General features: G+C 46.1%; 13 protein-coding genes. 2 read left to right on the top strand and 11 right to left on the bottom strand.

Annotation, left to right across the window (positions count from 1 at the left end):
- Positions 1 to 246 precede the first annotated feature (246 nt).
- The 5 genes from FN808_RS15345 to FN808_RS15325 form a co-directional block, all read right to left on the bottom strand.
- Positions 247 to 1,875 carry a PAS domain S-box protein gene (locus tag FN808_RS15345; RefSeq protein ID WP_142715493.1) on the bottom strand — a complete coding sequence of 543 codons (1,629 nt, stop codon included), beginning with the start codon at positions 1,873 to 1,875 and terminating at the stop codon, positions 247 to 249.
- Between the two features lie 486 nt (positions 1,876 to 2,361).
- Positions 2,362 to 2,655: an anion permease gene (locus FN808_RS15340; protein WP_142715492.1), complete on the bottom strand. Its 294-nt coding sequence runs from the start codon at positions 2,653 to 2,655 to the stop codon at positions 2,362 to 2,364.
- Complete coding sequence (locus FN808_RS15335) at positions 2,633 to 4,144, bottom strand: SLC13 family permease (protein ID WP_142715491.1); 1,512 nt, start codon at positions 4,142 to 4,144, stop codon at positions 2,633 to 2,635. The genes FN808_RS15340 and FN808_RS15335 overlap by 23 nt, the downstream gene beginning before the upstream one ends.
- A 110-nt stretch (positions 4,145 to 4,254) precedes the next feature.
- Positions 4,255 to 5,334 (bottom strand): 3-oxoacyl-ACP synthase III family protein, encoded by a 1,080-nt coding sequence (locus tag FN808_RS15330; protein WP_142715490.1) that lies wholly within the window; start codon positions 5,332 to 5,334, stop codon positions 4,255 to 4,257.
- A 51-nt stretch (positions 5,335 to 5,385) separates the two neighbouring features.
- The gene (locus FN808_RS15325; RefSeq protein ID WP_142715489.1) at positions 5,386 to 5,616 is read right to left on the bottom strand and encodes a LapA family protein; all 231 of its coding nucleotides are present in this window, start codon (positions 5,614 to 5,616) and stop codon (positions 5,386 to 5,388) included.
- 393 nt (positions 5,617 to 6,009) lie between these two features.
- Here FN808_RS15325 and FN808_RS15320 point away from each other — a divergent pair, with 393 nt between their 5' ends.
- Positions 6,010 to 6,222 (top strand): cold-shock protein, encoded by a 213-nt coding sequence (locus tag FN808_RS15320; RefSeq protein WP_142715488.1) that lies wholly within the window; start codon positions 6,010 to 6,012, stop codon positions 6,220 to 6,222.
- 621 nt (positions 6,223 to 6,843) lie between these two features.
- On the opposite strand, the gene FN808_RS15315 is transcribed toward FN808_RS15320, so the two are convergent.
- The 6 genes from FN808_RS15315 to FN808_RS15290 form a co-directional block, all read right to left on the bottom strand.
- Complete coding sequence (locus FN808_RS15315; RefSeq protein ID WP_142715487.1) at positions 6,844 to 8,004, bottom strand: hypothetical protein; 1,161 nt, start codon at positions 8,002 to 8,004, stop codon at positions 6,844 to 6,846.
- A 968-nt stretch (positions 8,005 to 8,972) separates the two neighbouring features.
- Positions 8,973 to 9,851, bottom strand: a complete 879-nt coding sequence (gene cysM, locus FN808_RS15310) for a cysteine synthase CysM (protein ID WP_142715486.1) — start codon at positions 9,849 to 9,851, stop codon at positions 8,973 to 8,975.
- Positions 9,852 to 9,864: 13 nt separating this feature from the next.
- A complete protein-coding gene (epsC, locus tag FN808_RS15305) occupies positions 9,865 to 10,698 on the bottom strand; it encodes a serine O-acetyltransferase EpsC (RefSeq protein WP_142715485.1) in 834 nt (277 codons plus the stop codon).
- On the bottom strand, positions 10,688 to 11,131 hold the full coding sequence (locus FN808_RS15300; RefSeq protein ID WP_142715484.1) for an OsmC family protein: 444 nt from the start codon (positions 11,129 to 11,131) through the stop codon (positions 10,688 to 10,690). The genes epsC and FN808_RS15300 overlap by 11 nt, the downstream gene beginning before the upstream one ends.
- Before the next feature lie 505 nt (positions 11,132 to 11,636).
- Entirely contained in the window at positions 11,637 to 12,830 is a 1,194-nt protein-coding gene (locus FN808_RS15295) for a ScyD/ScyE family protein (protein ID WP_142715483.1), read from the bottom strand.
- A 1,243-nt stretch (positions 12,831 to 14,073) separates the two neighbouring features.
- A complete protein-coding gene (locus FN808_RS15290; RefSeq protein ID WP_142715482.1) occupies positions 14,074 to 15,204 on the bottom strand; it encodes a glycoside hydrolase family 130 protein in 1,131 nt (376 codons plus the stop codon).
- A gap of 192 nt (positions 15,205 to 15,396) precedes the next feature.
- On the opposite strand from FN808_RS15290, the gene FN808_RS15285 reads away from it, so the two are divergent.
- On the top strand, positions 15,397 to 16,836 hold the full coding sequence (locus FN808_RS15285) for a sodium:solute symporter family protein (RefSeq protein WP_142715481.1): 1,440 nt from the start codon (positions 15,397 to 15,399) through the stop codon (positions 16,834 to 16,836).
- The last annotated feature ends 3 nt before the right edge of the window (positions 16,837 to 16,839 follow it).

Here is a 16,839-nt window from a genome sequence, read left to right as displayed (position 1 = left end):
TTGTCTTGCGTAGTCATGGTGAGTCTGCGTTTAGTGATTAGGTTGTTGGATACTCTAATCTAACTAAACTGTCAGATTTCATCGTGACTACTTCAATTCATAAAGTATTTTAACTGTACTAGAAATCCCGGTGGTGCTATTTTTGCTACGATAATTTGAAGTAGCCACGATGATCTTCAATAAGTCGATCATCTCTTTACTCTCCCATCAGACGTGCAAGGCGATTCGTATGTTGCGGATCAGCTGTCATTTCACCTTAGAACCACTGAACCCAGATTCTGCACGAATCGTCGTAATCAATGATTCAAATGCCTCACTCTTAGTCAAATATGCCGATGCCCCGGCATTTTGCATATTTTCGGCGACCTCCTGGCTCTCATGAAGTGAAAGACCAATAATCCGAACGCAAGGCATCTCCTTTTTTATTATTTGTGTGGCTTCAATACCGTTCATAACGGGCATATTTACATCCATTATAATAATATCGGGATGATCCCTTCGTGCTAGTTCAACAGCCTCTTGGCCATTAGAAGCTTCACCTATAATTACAATATCATCTTCTTTTTCAACCACTTGACGAAGTCCGCATCGTACCATGTCATGATCATCGACGAGCAGGACGTTAACTTTTTGTGATCGTTCTAACTGTTTCTTTCTTAGATCAGGAGGCAAATGTGTCTCGTGTTGGTCTTTTGACGTTTCAGCCTGATCTTTTTTGAGAGGGACATAGAGGACAGCTTTGGTACCTTCTCCCGGCCTGGAGTAAATGTTAAATTTTCCTCCATGCCAATCAATACGTTCTTTTATATTGAAAAGTCCAAACCTTCCCCCTTCGGCAGGATCTAGCTCATTTTCTTTTATGTCAAAGCCTCTTCCCTTGTCTTTAACCGTTACTTTTAAATAGCTTTTTTCACTAGTTATTTCCAGCCAAGCTTTCTTTGAATCGGCGTGTTTTATCACATTCTGCAATAGTTCTCGGACTGATTGATGGAGTATGGAATGGATCTCTTTCTCAACAGGTTTTGGCTGCCCGTCGTCTTTAATTTCAATTTCAAGTCCCTTCTTTTCCATTTTGCTAGCAGTCCAATGCAACATTTCCGTGGCATCCTCTTTATTAAGAACAGGAGGCGGTTTCAGCTCCATCATTAAATTTTGATTGTATTGAAGAGCGTGATCCAATATTTCTTTCAGCTCCTGTAATTCAGCTGATACCTGATTAGATAATTGTCTGCTCCTCAATCCGTCAAGCTTCATTTTAGCCGCAGCAAGCGTTTGCCCCAGCGTGTCATGAAGCTCGGTAGCCAGTCGCTGCCGTTCCTGTTCTTCTGCTTTATTTAACTGCGAAGCCAATGAACGCAATTGCTGCTGGTAAGAATGCAACTTTTCTGTCCGATCCGCTACCCGTCCCTCCAATGTCTCATTCATCTGTTCCAGCTTCTTCTGGGCTTTCTTACGGGCGGTAATATCCCGGGCAATCTTGGAGGCGCCCACTATTTTGCCCTCAGCATTTTTTACCGGTGAGACCGTCAACGAGATATCCACCAAAGTGCCGTCTTTCCGCTTGCGTACAGTCTCGAAATGGTCAATCCGCTCTCCCTGTCGGAGTCGTTTTAGAATCTCTTCTTCTTCATCCAGACGTTGATCGGGAATAAGCATGGTTATAGGCCGGCCAATAGCTTCCTCTCCCGTGTAGCCAAATATACGCTCAGCGCCATCATTCCAACTCATAATAACACCGTCAAGATCCTTACTTATTATGGCATCGTCAGAGTTGTTAACGATAGCCCCTAGATACGCATTGGTTAGTACATCTTCACGCATGTTAAATATTCCATAAAATACATTAGGGGAACCTGTTAAAACTACTTTTTTCATAGATTATAACTAATAAGGTATCACTATATTTCTTTTTTTTGAAGATGTTCCCTCTTTTTTACGTCCCACTTAAAAGAAAGCCGATCCTCCCTTTGGCAGCCTTATTATCCATGAACAACTCATAACTTAGGTGGTGCAAAATTCATCGTCGAATCTGATTTTCACCCCCTTGAAATAAGGAAATGCGGAATTTATCAACCTATTTCTATGATTTTTTTCAGTAATCCCCATTTCTAACTGCGAACCCCAAAAGCAACCTATCGGTATATTCGCATGACTATTGATTAATTGAATCAATCCGAACTGGGATGAGTGCCTTCGTCCATATTCTACTTGGTTTAGCATGTATAGCAATAATAGTAAGACTGGAAGATCCTATTTTCAGATCGAATCCATTATAGATCACTCTTCAACATGCCTGAAGGACAAAATTAATTCTGTCCTTCTTTATTTTGGGTTTAACAAAAAATTGGATTTTTATAAAATTTACATTGGCCAAAAGAAGGGAACCAGAATGATGAGCACCGCCCACAAGGTTAATTCAAGAAGAAAACCTACGTTAAAGAAATCTGTAACCTTATAATTGCCTGGTCCGTAAACCCTAAGGTTTGTCTGATAACCGATGGGGGTAATCGTAGACATGGATGCCACCAAGGTGATAGCAATAAAAAGGCCACGGACTTCTATCCCCTGAGCCTCTGTAACGGATAAGGCGATCGGAAACATCAGTGCCACAGCGCCATTATTGGTAATAATTTCAGTAAGCAGGCCGGTGACCATAGGCGCTGGCAAGAGCCACCATCCAGCTGCCAATAAGTTCGGCCATTCCGCTCACCTCCATAGCTTTCCCCAGGCCAATAGCGGCACCAATCACAATCAAGACGGTCCAGTCTACTGATTTTCGAGCTTCCCCGGCTTGAATTACATTAAAACTCAACAATACCGCGACCCCTAAAATACCGGCCAATGCAATATGAACGATTCCGGTGGCAACCAGCGACACAATTCCCACTAACACAGCAATCGAGACATACAAATTTTTCCCCCCGGAACGATGCTCTTCAATGCTTGCCGTTGCCCCGGTTGCTTCACCCCCGGCCGCACTGGTCAGGAAAAAATCCTTGGTGTCCTCATAAGCCTCTCGAAATCCAGGTCTTGTATCAAGCAGTAACACATCACCGGGGTGCAGCACAAACGGTCCAAGAGGCTGATCAACACGTTTACCTCTTCTCCGCACGCCGGTTACAGCAGCTCCGAACCGTTCGAGGAGTCTGGCTTCTTCTACAGTGGACCCGACCAATGGCGATCCTTCTTTTACAACGACCTGGTGAAGCTCCCTTTCTGGCTTTCCTTCCTGTTCAATATCTCTTGGTGGCTGCTGAACAATTCTCAACCCGGGATAATCAGTCAAGTCGGGTACTGTGACCGCAATACCACCCTTGACAGCATATAACAGATGATCTCCCTGCTGGATTTTCTCGTTGTTTGGTACGGGAGCTATTTCACGATCTCTGCGATTAATGCGAGAAAGATAAAACCCCTGTATTTCACTTAAATTGGTTTCCCGAATCGTCTTCTCGATTACATTCGCACCTTCTGTTATCTCAATTTCTACCAATAGATTCCGCTTCCGCTCCTCCTCGTACCGGATATCCCGGCGGGCCGGGGTCAGCATGGGAGAGATAAAAACGAGGTAGAACAGTCCTACAATGGCACAGGGGACACCGACCCAGGCCAGCTCAAAAAAGGAAAGCCCCTCAAATCCGTGGCTTTGCAGCAGCCCGTGAGTAATTAGATTGGTACTTGTGCCAATTAAGGTGCAGAGCCCTCCCAAAATAGCGGCAAAAGAAAGAGGCATAAGCAGTTTTGAGACGACAATATTCTTTTTTAGTGCCCATTGCCGTATAGCGGGAATGCCCATAGCAACAACGGGGGTGTTATTTAAAAATGCCGAATACAGGGATACACTGGGACACAAACGCAGCAAAATTCGCTGGATACTCCGGGTCTCCCGCCCCAGGATAAAGGAACTGGCACGGTCCAGTGCCCCGCTTTCCCGCATCGCAGCCGACACCACGTATAGGCTGCCCAGCGCAATCAATGTAGAATTTGCAAACCCCTGAAAAGCCTGTTCAAGGCTGAGAACTCCGCTGATCGTGAGAATTGCCAGGGCCGTCAACAGGATACCATCCGGACTCCACAGATCGATCACCAACCCGATAAACGCACCTAATAACACGCCAAAAATCAACAGCTGTTCGAATCCCATGTGGAGTAGACAAGAATATGATTTACAGATTAACGCAAGTAGGACTTATAAAGCAGCGCAGGCCTATCTCCTTGTGAACAACCTGAGGCTTGATCAAAAAAACCGGGAAGTCAATCCATCTGATAAACTATGGAATTGATATTCATTCCCGCCCCAACAGATGCCAGAACGATGACATCCCCTGTATCAATGTGCTGGTTCTCCATCTTACCCCGAAGAACCAGATCCAAAAGGGTAGGTACGGTGGCAACAGAACTATTCCCAAGCTGAGATATAGTCATTGGCATAATATCTTCTGAAATTTCGTCGTAGCCGTACAACTTTGCCAGGCGCTGTAAAATAGCGGCATCCATTTTGGCGTTGGCTTGATGAATAAGCACTTTTGCAACTTCATCAAAACCGATATTCGCTTTTTCAAGGCTTGTTTTTACCAGGTTGGGAACATGAGTAAGCGCATACTGATACAGTTTACGCCCCTTCATCTTCATAAAAAGGGCATCATTATGGTCAGGATGATATGAAGAATCCATTTTCAAATAATAGGCCTGCTCTTCGGTATCGGTGCGGGCGGAATGACTGAGTATCCCCACCGGCGTGCTGCTTTGGCGGCCCTCCAGTACTGCAGCCCCTGCCCCATCGGAGTAAATCATGCTGTCACGGTCATGCGGATCACAGATACGCGAAAGCGTCTCTGTTCCGATAACAAGGCCGGCCAATGCATCCCCGCTGCGCAAATAGTAGTTGCACTGAATGAGTCCCTGAATCCAGCCCGGACAGCCAAAAGGCAGATCGTAGGCTATGCAATGCGGATTTTTTATTCCCAGTTTGTGTTTAACCCGCGACGCCAGGGTCGGCACCATGTCCACTCGTGGATTATCAGCACGGACATCACCAAAATTATGGGCCACGATGATATAATCCAGCTTCTCAGGATCCAGTTCCGCCGATGCAAGAGCTTGCTCACCGGCTTCTGCTCCCATATCCGAGGCCAGCACATCATCAGCAGCATACCGCCGTGCCTGTATACCGGTGATCTCAGCAAACTTCTGAATGGTTTCCTCGTTATCCTTGCCCAAGGGAATCCCATCATTATTCAAAAAAGTATTCTTTAAAAAATCACTATTGGAAACCTTGCGACGGGGAATGTAGGATCCGGTTCCCGTAATGACAGCATGTATTTTGTCTTCCATAATTCAAAATTTTGCGATATTACAACCGGCGTTTATTTAATATTATTTGCGTTAATTCTTTCGTTTCTTTTCGACCGATTGTACGCTCCTGCTTTTCAACAGAAAACCAAGTACCAGCCCTGAAACAAAGCCTAACGCCCCGGTCAGAAAAAGCAGCACAACCAGCGACATTTCTGCGGTAAAACCAAGAAAATGTGCCTGTACCGAAGCGGTATTCTGTACCACAAGCAATATCAAGACCAGAATCAGGACTAAAAAAAGTACCAATTTTAACTTTTTCATAGGTCAGGTCCTGTTTTGGAAATCCGGATTAGGCGACTGTCATCCAGCCGACTACTATAAATAAGAGGGAATATTCGAAACAGCAAACGAAACTATACCCAACCTGAGCAATTATCGTGGAATTACATCTTCCTTTGGAACATTACCGGCTGGACGATACAGTTAAAACTTCAAAACACAGGCGGTCAGTACCGGGTACCTGATTACATTAGGGAGAGTAAGACTAACTAGCTTGGCATCCTTTATGAAGTATAAATAGGTATTCCCGGTTATTAGCATTACCTTGAAGAGTTAAACTTAATTACCCACCTGACAAGCAACTTTTACTGAAACGACGCGTTAATTCAACTCCTTTCACAAGAGAAACCTACGGGTGCATAAAACACATTACATATGTTACAAGAAGGCAAAATAAAATTTTTCGACTCCCAGAAAGGATTTGGATTTATAAGTCCCAATGAGGGCAATAAAGATATCTTCGTCCACCGGAACAACGTTGAGAATCTTGGCTTTGATCAAGGTTTGAAAGACGGAGAAGCCGTGGAATTTGATGTCGAAGAAACATCCAAGGGTTTAAGTGCCATTAATGTACGAAGCCTGGCTTAAAACGGTTTAGGTTCTCCAACTTTTTGATTTAAAGCCTCGGCTGATGCCGGGGCTTTTTTATTTTGTGTGTAACTGCTTATGTAGACTTCCTCGGTCTCCTGGTGACAGAACTAAACGAACCTTTTTGTGGTCAGGGCATACAGCATTGATATCCCTTCGTAGATTGGATAAGTCGCCAGAAAATATCGGCGTATTTTTTAATTGTGTTACACAACGTCTCAGGCATGTGCTTTTCAGGGTTTTGGAACTGTTCCGGACAAGAGGGTTTTGTTATAACCCCGCCTTTTGAAATACTCTTACAATTCTGACAAGGAAAATGTATTGACAAATAATATCCTCTTTAAAAATTAGCCTTGGATCCAAAAAGCAGATAGTACTTTTCAAATCTTTACTCAAAAAGGTCGGAAACTAGCTTTTTGAGTTGAGTGTTATCCTCCTGCAGCTGCCGCAGCCTGGAGAAACCGAGCCCGCCAAACTTCTTTTTCTCCCGAGGGATTGGGAATGTAACCGACTAGCTGGATAGTTACCCAAAAAGTGTGTCCGGAGTAGTAAAAGAAAATAGTTGGGATATGAATATGAGTATAATCCTACTGGAAAGCTAACAAGAACCAATTCTTTACTCTAGTCTTGGGGTTGGACTATTACTGCAAGAATTCTTTCACTTATTGCCCATCGATCTGAATCTGGAGTTATATATTTTTCTGGTCCTCTGCTACGTTGATCTTTAACGACTTCAACTAACCTCTCTTTTTGGTCTCTATTTAGATTGTCTATTATATTTTCAGCTGCCTTAAGAGCAGCATATTGTTCAAATGCAGATTTTGAACCACCAATAGAATCCAAAATTATATCAAAACATTCTGGATACTTCATTACACTCAAGATATTCAAAGCCACTACTCTGTTACCTAAGGATCCAGTATGATAAAAATCTAAAATTATTTGTGGCTCAAAATTCGATTGGATTGCTAACGCTCTCACCTGAGCCATTAATGTACTCATTTTAAACGTCCGTTCTCTCCCCGAACTCATCGTTCGTCGTATTTGCTCATATTCTTTTGCAAATTGCCTAATTTTTTTCGACGATGATGATGTTCCATCTTGCGGCAACGATGCCAACTTTCTCTCAGTATTGAGTCTAATTTCTTGAATTTGACGCTTTCCCTTTTCGTCAAGTTGAGACTCCATTTTATCTAAAACTGCTATTTGTTCTGAAAGTACTGTGGTGGCCAAAGTTGAATCTGCTTTTTTAAATTCACCTATTAGATTTAAGCGTGTCCACAAGAAACCTATTAGAAATCCACAAATTAAATAATAAACAATCAGTGCTACACCTAAAATACCACTGCTTTCGAAACCGCCTAACCCTACTGATAAGTTTTCAGAGATAACACTAAAACCTTCAGGAAGGCTTGTAAGCTGCGTTAATCCAACCCCAACTAATATTTTGGTTAACCAATCAGAGATTTGTTCAAGGTTTGTATTTGCTCTATAAATTGCCCCTTTATTTGAGACATTTCCCAGTTTAGTATTTACATCTGTTGATCCATCTTGTTGCAGTGTTTTAGGAATTCCGAATAAAAAACCAATTAAACCTCCCAATAGAAGAGATGCACCAGCAGTCATTACCCCAACACCCAAAATAGATACAAAGCTCGAAACCTGAAGCGATTGCAGTGCAAATACGATTACTACAAATGCTCCACCCATAACTAGTAGGAGAAGTACTTTTAGTGCTTTTCGCCCTTCTGAGGTTATATCTTCTTGTTGGATTACAGACACTGAGAATTAATCATTTCTATTATAATCTTGAGACAAAGAAATTGCAGCTTTATATATTTTTTGAGCCTCTTCAACTGGAATCATGTTATTTTAAAGATTCACTGAACTTTTCTTCCGTTGATTTTGAAATATCATAAGCACTCTTAAATCCGCTATCTAAAAGAATGGTCATTAATATTGGGCAAGGACTTACTTAATAAACTCGATGCAACTTCCTTAAAGCCTTAAATGTGGGCAACGTTTTTTTATTACAAGGTTCAACAAGGAATTTATCTGAATTTTCTAATAATATTCTTATTTAACCTTCCATCTTTAGACCTTGCCTTTTCGATAATGACCTATAGAAAGAGGCCAAATTTAAAGTACTCTTCTTCATTATTACTCATACTCTTACTTTCCCGAATGAATGACTTAGTTACTCAATTGAATGATCGTGTTATGAACTTAAAAATCATGTAGGCAATTAACTGTAATATATGTAATGCTTTTTACTGAATAGCTTCTTTGAAAAACAAGGATTTATAAGCAACTTTTTTTACTAAAGATTCGTCAATTTTTGGCTATTGTTTCCCTAGGAGTGTCAGCCTCCCGTTTTAGGAGGTCAGGTGGTTCTGTTGGCTTGTTTTCGCCTAGTATCTCCTTTGTAACTTAATTTGTAGATATCATTGATGATCACATCAAGAATGAACCAAGATCGAAGTTAAGTTCAATAACATCTGATTCCCGTTCTTTTTTGAAGAGATAGAAACAGCTCAAGTTAGCGGTCGCTGAAATCATCACTTCTCTGTCGAAGGCGAAAAAAGAGGTTTCCATACTTAAGCCCTGGCCCTGATAAACCGGGAAGGGGAATAATAAATAGTTGAAGCGGTGTATTGCTGAAAAGGAATGGATAAACCAGTCTTGAAAAAGAAACCAACCGGCCCGCAGCCGGTTTACACAGGGCCATACTGAACGTTACAACTAAGGTTTCAATCAAAAAGGTCGGAACTCAAGTACCGGTCGCCGCGGTCACAGGTAATGCAGACGATGGTTCCGCTGTCCATACGGTCTGCTACTTTCAGCGCAGCTGCCAAAGCCCCGCCGCTGCTCATCCCGGCCATGATGCTTTCTTCCCTGGCCATGCGGCGGGTCATCCGTCGGGCCTCATCCTCACTCACATCCACAACCTCATCAACGCGGTCATCCTCAAAAATATCGGGCAGGAATTCGGGCGACCATCGCCGGATGCCGGGAATACTGGATCCGTCGGTTGGCTGGGTGCCCACAATCCGGACCTCGGGATCCTGTTCTTTCAAATAACGCGATACCCCCATAATGGTACCGGTGGTACCCATGGCTGAAACAAAATGCGTGATCTCCCCGCCCGTATCGCGCCAGATTTCGGGACCGGTCGTACGGTAATGCATGCCGGGATTATCGGCATTGCCAAACTGGTTCAGCATATAGTATTCCCCGCTTTCAGCCATCTCTTCTGCTTTCGTCCTGGAATATTCAATCGTCTTCTCTGCCGGTGTCAAGATCACCTCGGCCCCGTAGGCCCGCATGGTTTTTATGCGCTCCTCGGTAGCATCTTCCGGCATCACCAGCGTCATCTGCAATCCTTTCATCCGGGCAATCATGGCCAGGGCGATCCCGGTATTGCCGCTGGTGGCTTCCACCAGCTTATCGCCGCGCTCGATGTCACCACGTTGCAGCGCCCCGTTGATCATCCCCAGTGCGGCACGATCCTTGACGCTTCCGCCGGGATTTTGTCCCTCCAGCTTACAGTGAATGGCAACGTCACGATTCGTCGGAATCGAACTGAGTTTTACAAGTGGCGTATTTCCAATAACATCTTCAACATTCATGAATACTCAGAATTTAGGGTTTGTAAATAATGGTGTCAGATTCGCCTTCGCCATGACTCATTTTGGCTGTATAATAGATCGTCGATCCGGCCGGCACGCTCTCGGTCAGCCATACATTGCCGCCTATAACACTATTTGCGCCGATCACTGTCTCCCCTCCGAGGATACTGGCCCCGGCGTAAATTACCACGCCGTCCTCGATGGTGGGATGTCGCTTTACGGAGGCATCCGACTTTTTGACGCTCATCGCACCGAGCGTTACGCCCTGATAAATTTTTACGTGATCACCAACCTGCGTGGTTTCACCAATTACAATGCCGGTGCCGTGATCTATACAGAAGTGTTCACCGATAACAGCCCCGGGATGGATGTCGATACCGGTTTTACTGTGGGCATATTCAGAGATAATGCGCGGAATCAGCGGAACATCCCGTTCATACAAGACGTGCGCCATCCGGTGGGCGGCCATGGCATAAAAGCCGGGATAGGTGCGAATGACCTCGTCTTTGCTCCGGGCAGCGGGATCTCCCTGAAAGATAGCATCCACATCCTTCAACAGGGTTTTACGCACCGTACTGAGCGTGGCGCAAAAATGGTCGGCGATATCTTCTGATTCGTCCTCCATACCGCCCTTCCCGCACACCATAAGCTGGATCAGCTCATGCTTGAGCTCTTCGGTGTAGGCGATAATCTGCTCGCGGCTTGCAAAATCTCTCCTGGAAAATTCGGGAAACAGAAGACCCAGTACGCTCTCGAACCACTCAACGACCAGGTGAGGGGCCACGCAGTCATCGGCCGACTCATGCGCCTTGATAAGTTCCTCGCAAAATTCATCATCAATCTTCATAGGCTGGTATTTCTTCAGCGGATTTTATCTCGAAGCTGTGGCTCACCTTCACATCATCAGAGAGGGTGGCCCGCGCCGAGCAGTAATCCTCCACCGCCAGCTTGACCGCACGGGCTACTTTGGATTGCGCCAAATCACCGAAAAGTGTAAAATGCAGCGCGATAGAGGTATAGGGACGCGGCGCGCCGCTTTCGGGCCGCTCGCCACTGACAGAAATACGCAGATTCTGAAGCGGCTGGCGCTGTTTTTTCAGGATTTCTACCACGTCGATGGCACTGCAGCTGGCTACTGATACCAGCATCAGCTCCATGGGACGCATCCCCTTTCCTTCACCGCCCACGGCTTCGGCCCCATCTACATGTACGCTGTTACCGGCACCGTTTCGAGCCTCAAAATGGACGGCATCGTTCACTTGTGTAATCTCAATATTCATAAACTCGTCAATTTATCCTTGTATTCTGTTACCATGCATAACGATCAAATATACTATGACGTTTTGATTGATTTAAATAAATTAAAAAATCTACACTTTTTTACGTTTCTATACTGGTGACAAACAAGCAAACACTGTAACATCGGTCCAATAAATTCATCATTGACCATTTTATTAATGTTTCAGTTGCACACGCATACTATTTTAAGCATAGAAATGCACTTCAACTCACCAGAATAAAGACAGAGGCTTGCTCCCCGACGTACCTACTGGGTAAAGTCACAAACGGCTTATATGTACAGGTTTTTTATCTTTCCCACATCCACTGGCCACGCTAACCTATTCACTGTATTACACACGCAAGAGCTGAAAAGGTAATGCTGGTCGAAATAAACCGCCAGCTCGCTTAACCAAGCGTACACTCTTATTACAATTTCACAAAGTTCTTGCTCCAATAATATCGCCTCCCAGCACAAGGGAGGTCGATATTACTGGCTGATTCATATTATTGATTTATTGCTGTAACTTCTGCCAGTCCCGGTATGAGGGCATTCCTTGTAGCCCACAGTGTACCATCCTTGCCAAAGGCAAGGGCCGTAAGGATGGGAATATTCGAAGCCACTTCACTACAGGATACTGCATCAAGATCACAGGAATTTATCGTACCCCCGCTAAGAGCGGCGGGCGCTAGAACCTCCACCGCAAACCAGCTTTGCTCATCAAGTTCGGCAATATGGAGCTTCCCATCAGAATCGAATCTCATATCAATGATTGAAGTAAAGCCACCATCAAATACCTTAACACAGTCTGGACTGGAACCGCATTTTGCACCAGAAGCATCAGGAGAAATCCGCCATATGTTGGATTCATTGATCGGTGCTGGAAAGCCTTTGAGTTCTCCCACATAATAGTGACCTTCAGGCCCTATGGCAATGCTGGTCGGCACGGGTTGAGCAGGCAACAGGTCTGGCAATTCACAAAGAGGAACCCCTGATGCAGGACACCCCATAAGTCCCTTGAAATTATCCGTCGATACCAGTTCATTGGGAAATACTGCCACAACTTTAACATTGCCTTGACGATCTATTTCCAACAGATCATTTCCAGCTGCATCTACTACCAGAGCGCTCCCGCCGCCCAGTGATTGCACATCAAAGGGATTGGAGTCTATCAGATTTTCGCCGTCGGGGTTCTGGCTCTTTTCAAATTCAAAGAGATCAACAAGTACTCTGCTGTTGCCCCTTGAGAGGCGGTAAAGCGCCTGCCCGGTATCATCGCCAGGCGAGCCTGAGAGCCCCTTAATGGCCCACATTTCACCTCGGCCTATCGGACTCATATCTGTTATCCCTGGTAAAGAAATAACAGGAGCGCTATCTAAAGTGACGACACCCGCTCCGGCGTCTGCAATAAGTATATCCCCGTTGGGGGCTGTTGACAGACCAAAGAGCGGACTCACAAAGTCAGCATTATCCGCGTTCTGTGAATTTTTAAACTTGGCTACCCTGGTCTTATCCATTTCCCTGCTATAACTACTACTGAGAATAGTCAGGGGACGCGCCTCAACAGATTCAACATTTTCGTTGTTAGCAGGGGGGACTGTAGTCGCAACATTATGTTCAGAACAAGCCAACATTAATAAAGCAATACAACTACCTATAACTATACTATAACTGTTGCTGAACAGGCTGAAAGTTTTCATATCAGACCTCCTATGGTTTGATTGGAATTACGGGTTTGCACTAATCTGATTGCCTCCTGTGGTAACAGCATCAGGAAATTTATTTCAAAGGGAGGAAATGAATCGATGATTTCTAACATCCTCAATACACTGTTTGTAGTGGCTTTCAAACCTGCTGCCAGGACTCCTCTCTTATTGATTTGGTTATTGGATATGAACCCCAGAGAGAATCGACAAATAACTTTTGTCAATTTATGCTTCAGCAGTTAAACCTCTTGTGTAGAGAAAACGCATTACTGGACATGATCGTCACAATTGATAACGCAGTACAGATACTTAATGAATTCATCAAAAGTGTACGCCCCGTTCTTTTCCTGGGACATATTGAAAAACTCCCATCTCATCATATCCTCTCCCTATTTCTGTATTTACATAATAAAGGTATTATAAATAATAGTTTAGAGGCAAATTTTTTAAAAAGTTTTCGCCGATAGAGGATGGCATTACTTGCCCGCCAATGTTGCCAACCGATAAGAACGATTGGCCCTAAGTATGTTCCTGTAAAATACATTAATGCAATCCCTCTCAGCTTTAGAAATAACGATTACATTTTATATGTGGATTTTAGCCGGTCTGAAATGAAAAATCATCTAACAATCATCACTCATTCTCCAACAGACAAATCACGTGTTGCCGCCATAACTGCTTCAATTTTTATGGTACTGTAATTAATCGTGGTTTCCTTTTCCACCATTATTTAAAATGCGAAGGGGTAATATAACCCAGCCCATAACCATACAGCTAATATCTCCCCTTCATCATGATTTCATAACCTCCCGGGAGACAGGACTTTTCCGGGTGGGCATTATATTACCATTATCATCCATTGCTCCTGTTATCATGCACACAATAATGATATAAGTCTATAAAAAAGCTCGTGCCTGTCGGTCAATTAAGGATCATTAAACTACTAATAATAACATATTAGTTTCATATCAATTATATACTAGTTATACATTAATGAATGTATATCATATTAATTTGCTCTGTATAGGGTAATCGTCGTATGTTATAAACAGTGATTCAAGAAAACGCTGAAGCCCTCCTATCAGCCGCTTACTCCTACGCCCCTTTCCAACACTTTTACTTTGCCCTTTCAACGGAGCATATCCATACGTTCTGAGCCACAGACTACGCTTGTGATGTGCAAAAAACAATCCCCATAAAATAAACTCCCCAGCGCAGCAGAAGGGACCCTGTATTCCTACTCTTTCCCCGGATCCGAAACCACAACCGCCACCCGCGAATCGGCGGTGCCATAATAAATAAACCAGCGGTCGCGAAAGTGCACCAGGCCTTCCAGGAAAGTAGTCCCGCTTTTGTACTGTCCCGACTTCTCATAGTCCTTTTCCGGCTGAATGAAAGGCTTGTCGAGACGATCGATTAACCGAGACGGCTGTTCCAGGTCGTAGAGGACCTGTCCCCCGGTATAGACGCTGTCGGGGATGGAGGGATCCCCTGACTTCCCGTCGTTGCCGGCATTGTAAACAACCACGATTCCCCTGTCAGTGATCAGCGCCGGCGGTCCCGCTTCCACCAGCCAGGAGTCAAAATAGCCCTCCCTGGGCGCGAGCACTGGCTTGAGCTCTCCCCGCTCGTTTTCCACCGGGGTCCAGTTCACCAGGTCTTCCGACTTGGCCAGGTGCACCGTCGGAACGCCCCAGTACATCCAGTACATTCCATTGACCCTGGTCGCCACCAGGTGATCGCCCTCGCGCCGCGAAAGGATCGCCCCCGATTTGGTATGCATGTCGTGATATTTTCCACCGTAGGCCTCCTCAAAGGCGGGGCCGTGCTTTTCCCAGTTCTTCAGATCGTCCGAGGTGGCTACGGCCAGGCGCGGCGTCTCGCCGTTCCACTGTGTATAGGTCATGACATAAGTCCCACTTTCGGTCTCCACAATACGCGGATCCTCCGTGCCGCCGGGCCATTCATATTGTTTCTGGTCATCATCCGCCGGATAGAGGACGGGCTTCCCGAGCCGATCAAAATGAAGGCCGTCGTCCGACAGAGCCATGCCAATCCGCGAGGTATGGCCCCCGATCTTCATCGTTCCCGTCAGGTCTTCAGCCCGGTACAGCACATGTACCTTGCCGTCCCTGACTACCGCTGCTGGGTTGAAGGTCGCCATCGCCTCCCAGTGCAGCAGGCTGTCGCGCATGGGGCAGTAAAACGTGGCTTTCTCCGAGGGCGTAATAATGGGATTCACCCCCTCCGGCCTTTCAAAAGGTCCCAGGGCCCAGTCCGCGTCTTGCCCATAGCCTGTTGTGGCCAAGGTTACAAGCAGAAGTAAAAGTGAAAGTAATTTATTCCTTTTTCGCGCGATGATCTCCATGGCAGTGTCTGTTTAAATAGATAAAATGATGAGCAGGGCTTAGCCCTCATACCGGGGCAGTATAATGGAAATGGCACAGAGTTGCCATAGACCCAGCCCCGGCGTTCAGCGCTTCAGTCATAGGATGGAGATCCTTTTGAAAAAATCCATTTTAAAAATATCTTTAGTCCTTTTTAACCGACCCCGCAGGCATTGACGGATCTCGACTTTCGACTTATCGACTGGGCCCTCATCGCACTCTATTTTATGCTTCTGGTCTTCCTGACCTGGAAACGCGACAGCAATGACGCCGATGAAGAGTCCTTCCTCCTCTCCGGGCGCAAGATGAGCCTGGCCGCCTTCGTGGCCACCCTCGTCTCCACCTGGTACGGCGGCATCCTTGGCGTGGGCGAATACAGCTACCAGTTCGGCATCTCGCAGTGGCTGCTGTTTGGTTTCCCGTTCTATGTATTTTCGGCGCTCTTTGCGTGGCTTCTGGCAGGCAAGATACGGATGAACAAAGCCCTCTCACTGCCTGAGGCCGTGGCCAATTTCTATGGCGAAAATGCGGGACGCTTCTCGGCGCTCCCCATTTTCATCCTCGTCAGCCCGGCCCCCTATATTCTCATGCTCGGACTTATTTTCCAATACCTTACCGGCGGGGCGGGCGACTTCCTGTGGTATGCCGGCGCCGTGGCGTTCTTTTCCGTAGCGTACGTCGCCTTCGGCGGCTTCAGTGCCGTGGTGCATACCGACATGCTCCAGGTTGTGCTTATGTTCGGCGGGTTTATCTGCCTGCTTATTTTTGCCGGCCTGAACTTCGGGGGCCTCGACCAGCTGTGGCGTCAGCTGCCAGCCACCTACCGCGACCTCACCGGAGGACACAACCTGCAATATATCCTCGTCTGGTTTTTCATCGCCCTTTGGACCTTCGTAGACCCCAGCTTTCACCAGCGGGCCGCTGCGGCCAAGAGTCCCGCTACAGCCAAAAAAGGCATTTTCATCTCTATCCTGCTGTGGTCCCTTTTCGACTTCCTGACCATGTTCAGCGGCATCTACGGCTGGGCCATTCTCGGTCCCGATCTCGGGGAACCGATCATGGTGTACCCCTACCTGGCCAACGAAATTCTCCCCATCGGCTTCAAGGGGCTGTTTTTTGTGGCCCTGCTGGCAACGATTATGTCAACGCTGGACAGCTACCTCTTCCTCTCGGGACAAACGCTGGGGCGCGATCTCCTGGCCAAACTCTTTCCCGCAGTAGCACGCAACACCCTGACACGAATCAGCACCATGGTGGCGGCCGTGCTCGGCATCCTGCTCATCATCATCTATCCCAGCGTCATCAACCTTTGGTATGTCATTGGATCGGTGATGCTTCCCGGGCTGCTGATTCCCGTACTGGGGGTCTACCTGCGCTTTTTCACGCTTCAAAAACGATGGGTGCTGCCTGCCATGGTCGTCAGCATCGCCGTCTCCCTGTGCTGGCTCATCCTGGGGACAATAACCAGTGATGGAAGCTACGACTATGCCTACATGGGCGTGGAACCCTTTTACCCGGGCCTGGGAGTAAGTATGCTGTTGTGGCTGTTGGGCAGGAAGCGGGACGGTGGGCTGCTTGAAGAAACGGCGTTCTCCAAAGAGATGGTCGACTGATTG

The sequence above is a fragment of the Fodinibius sediminis genome (assembly GCF_900182555.1).
GTDB lineage: Bacteria > Bacteroidota > Rhodothermia > Balneolales > Balneolaceae > Fodinibius > Fodinibius sediminis.
Note: the sequence above shows the minus strand (reverse complement) of the source record. Positions and strands in the feature narration are given on the sequence as shown.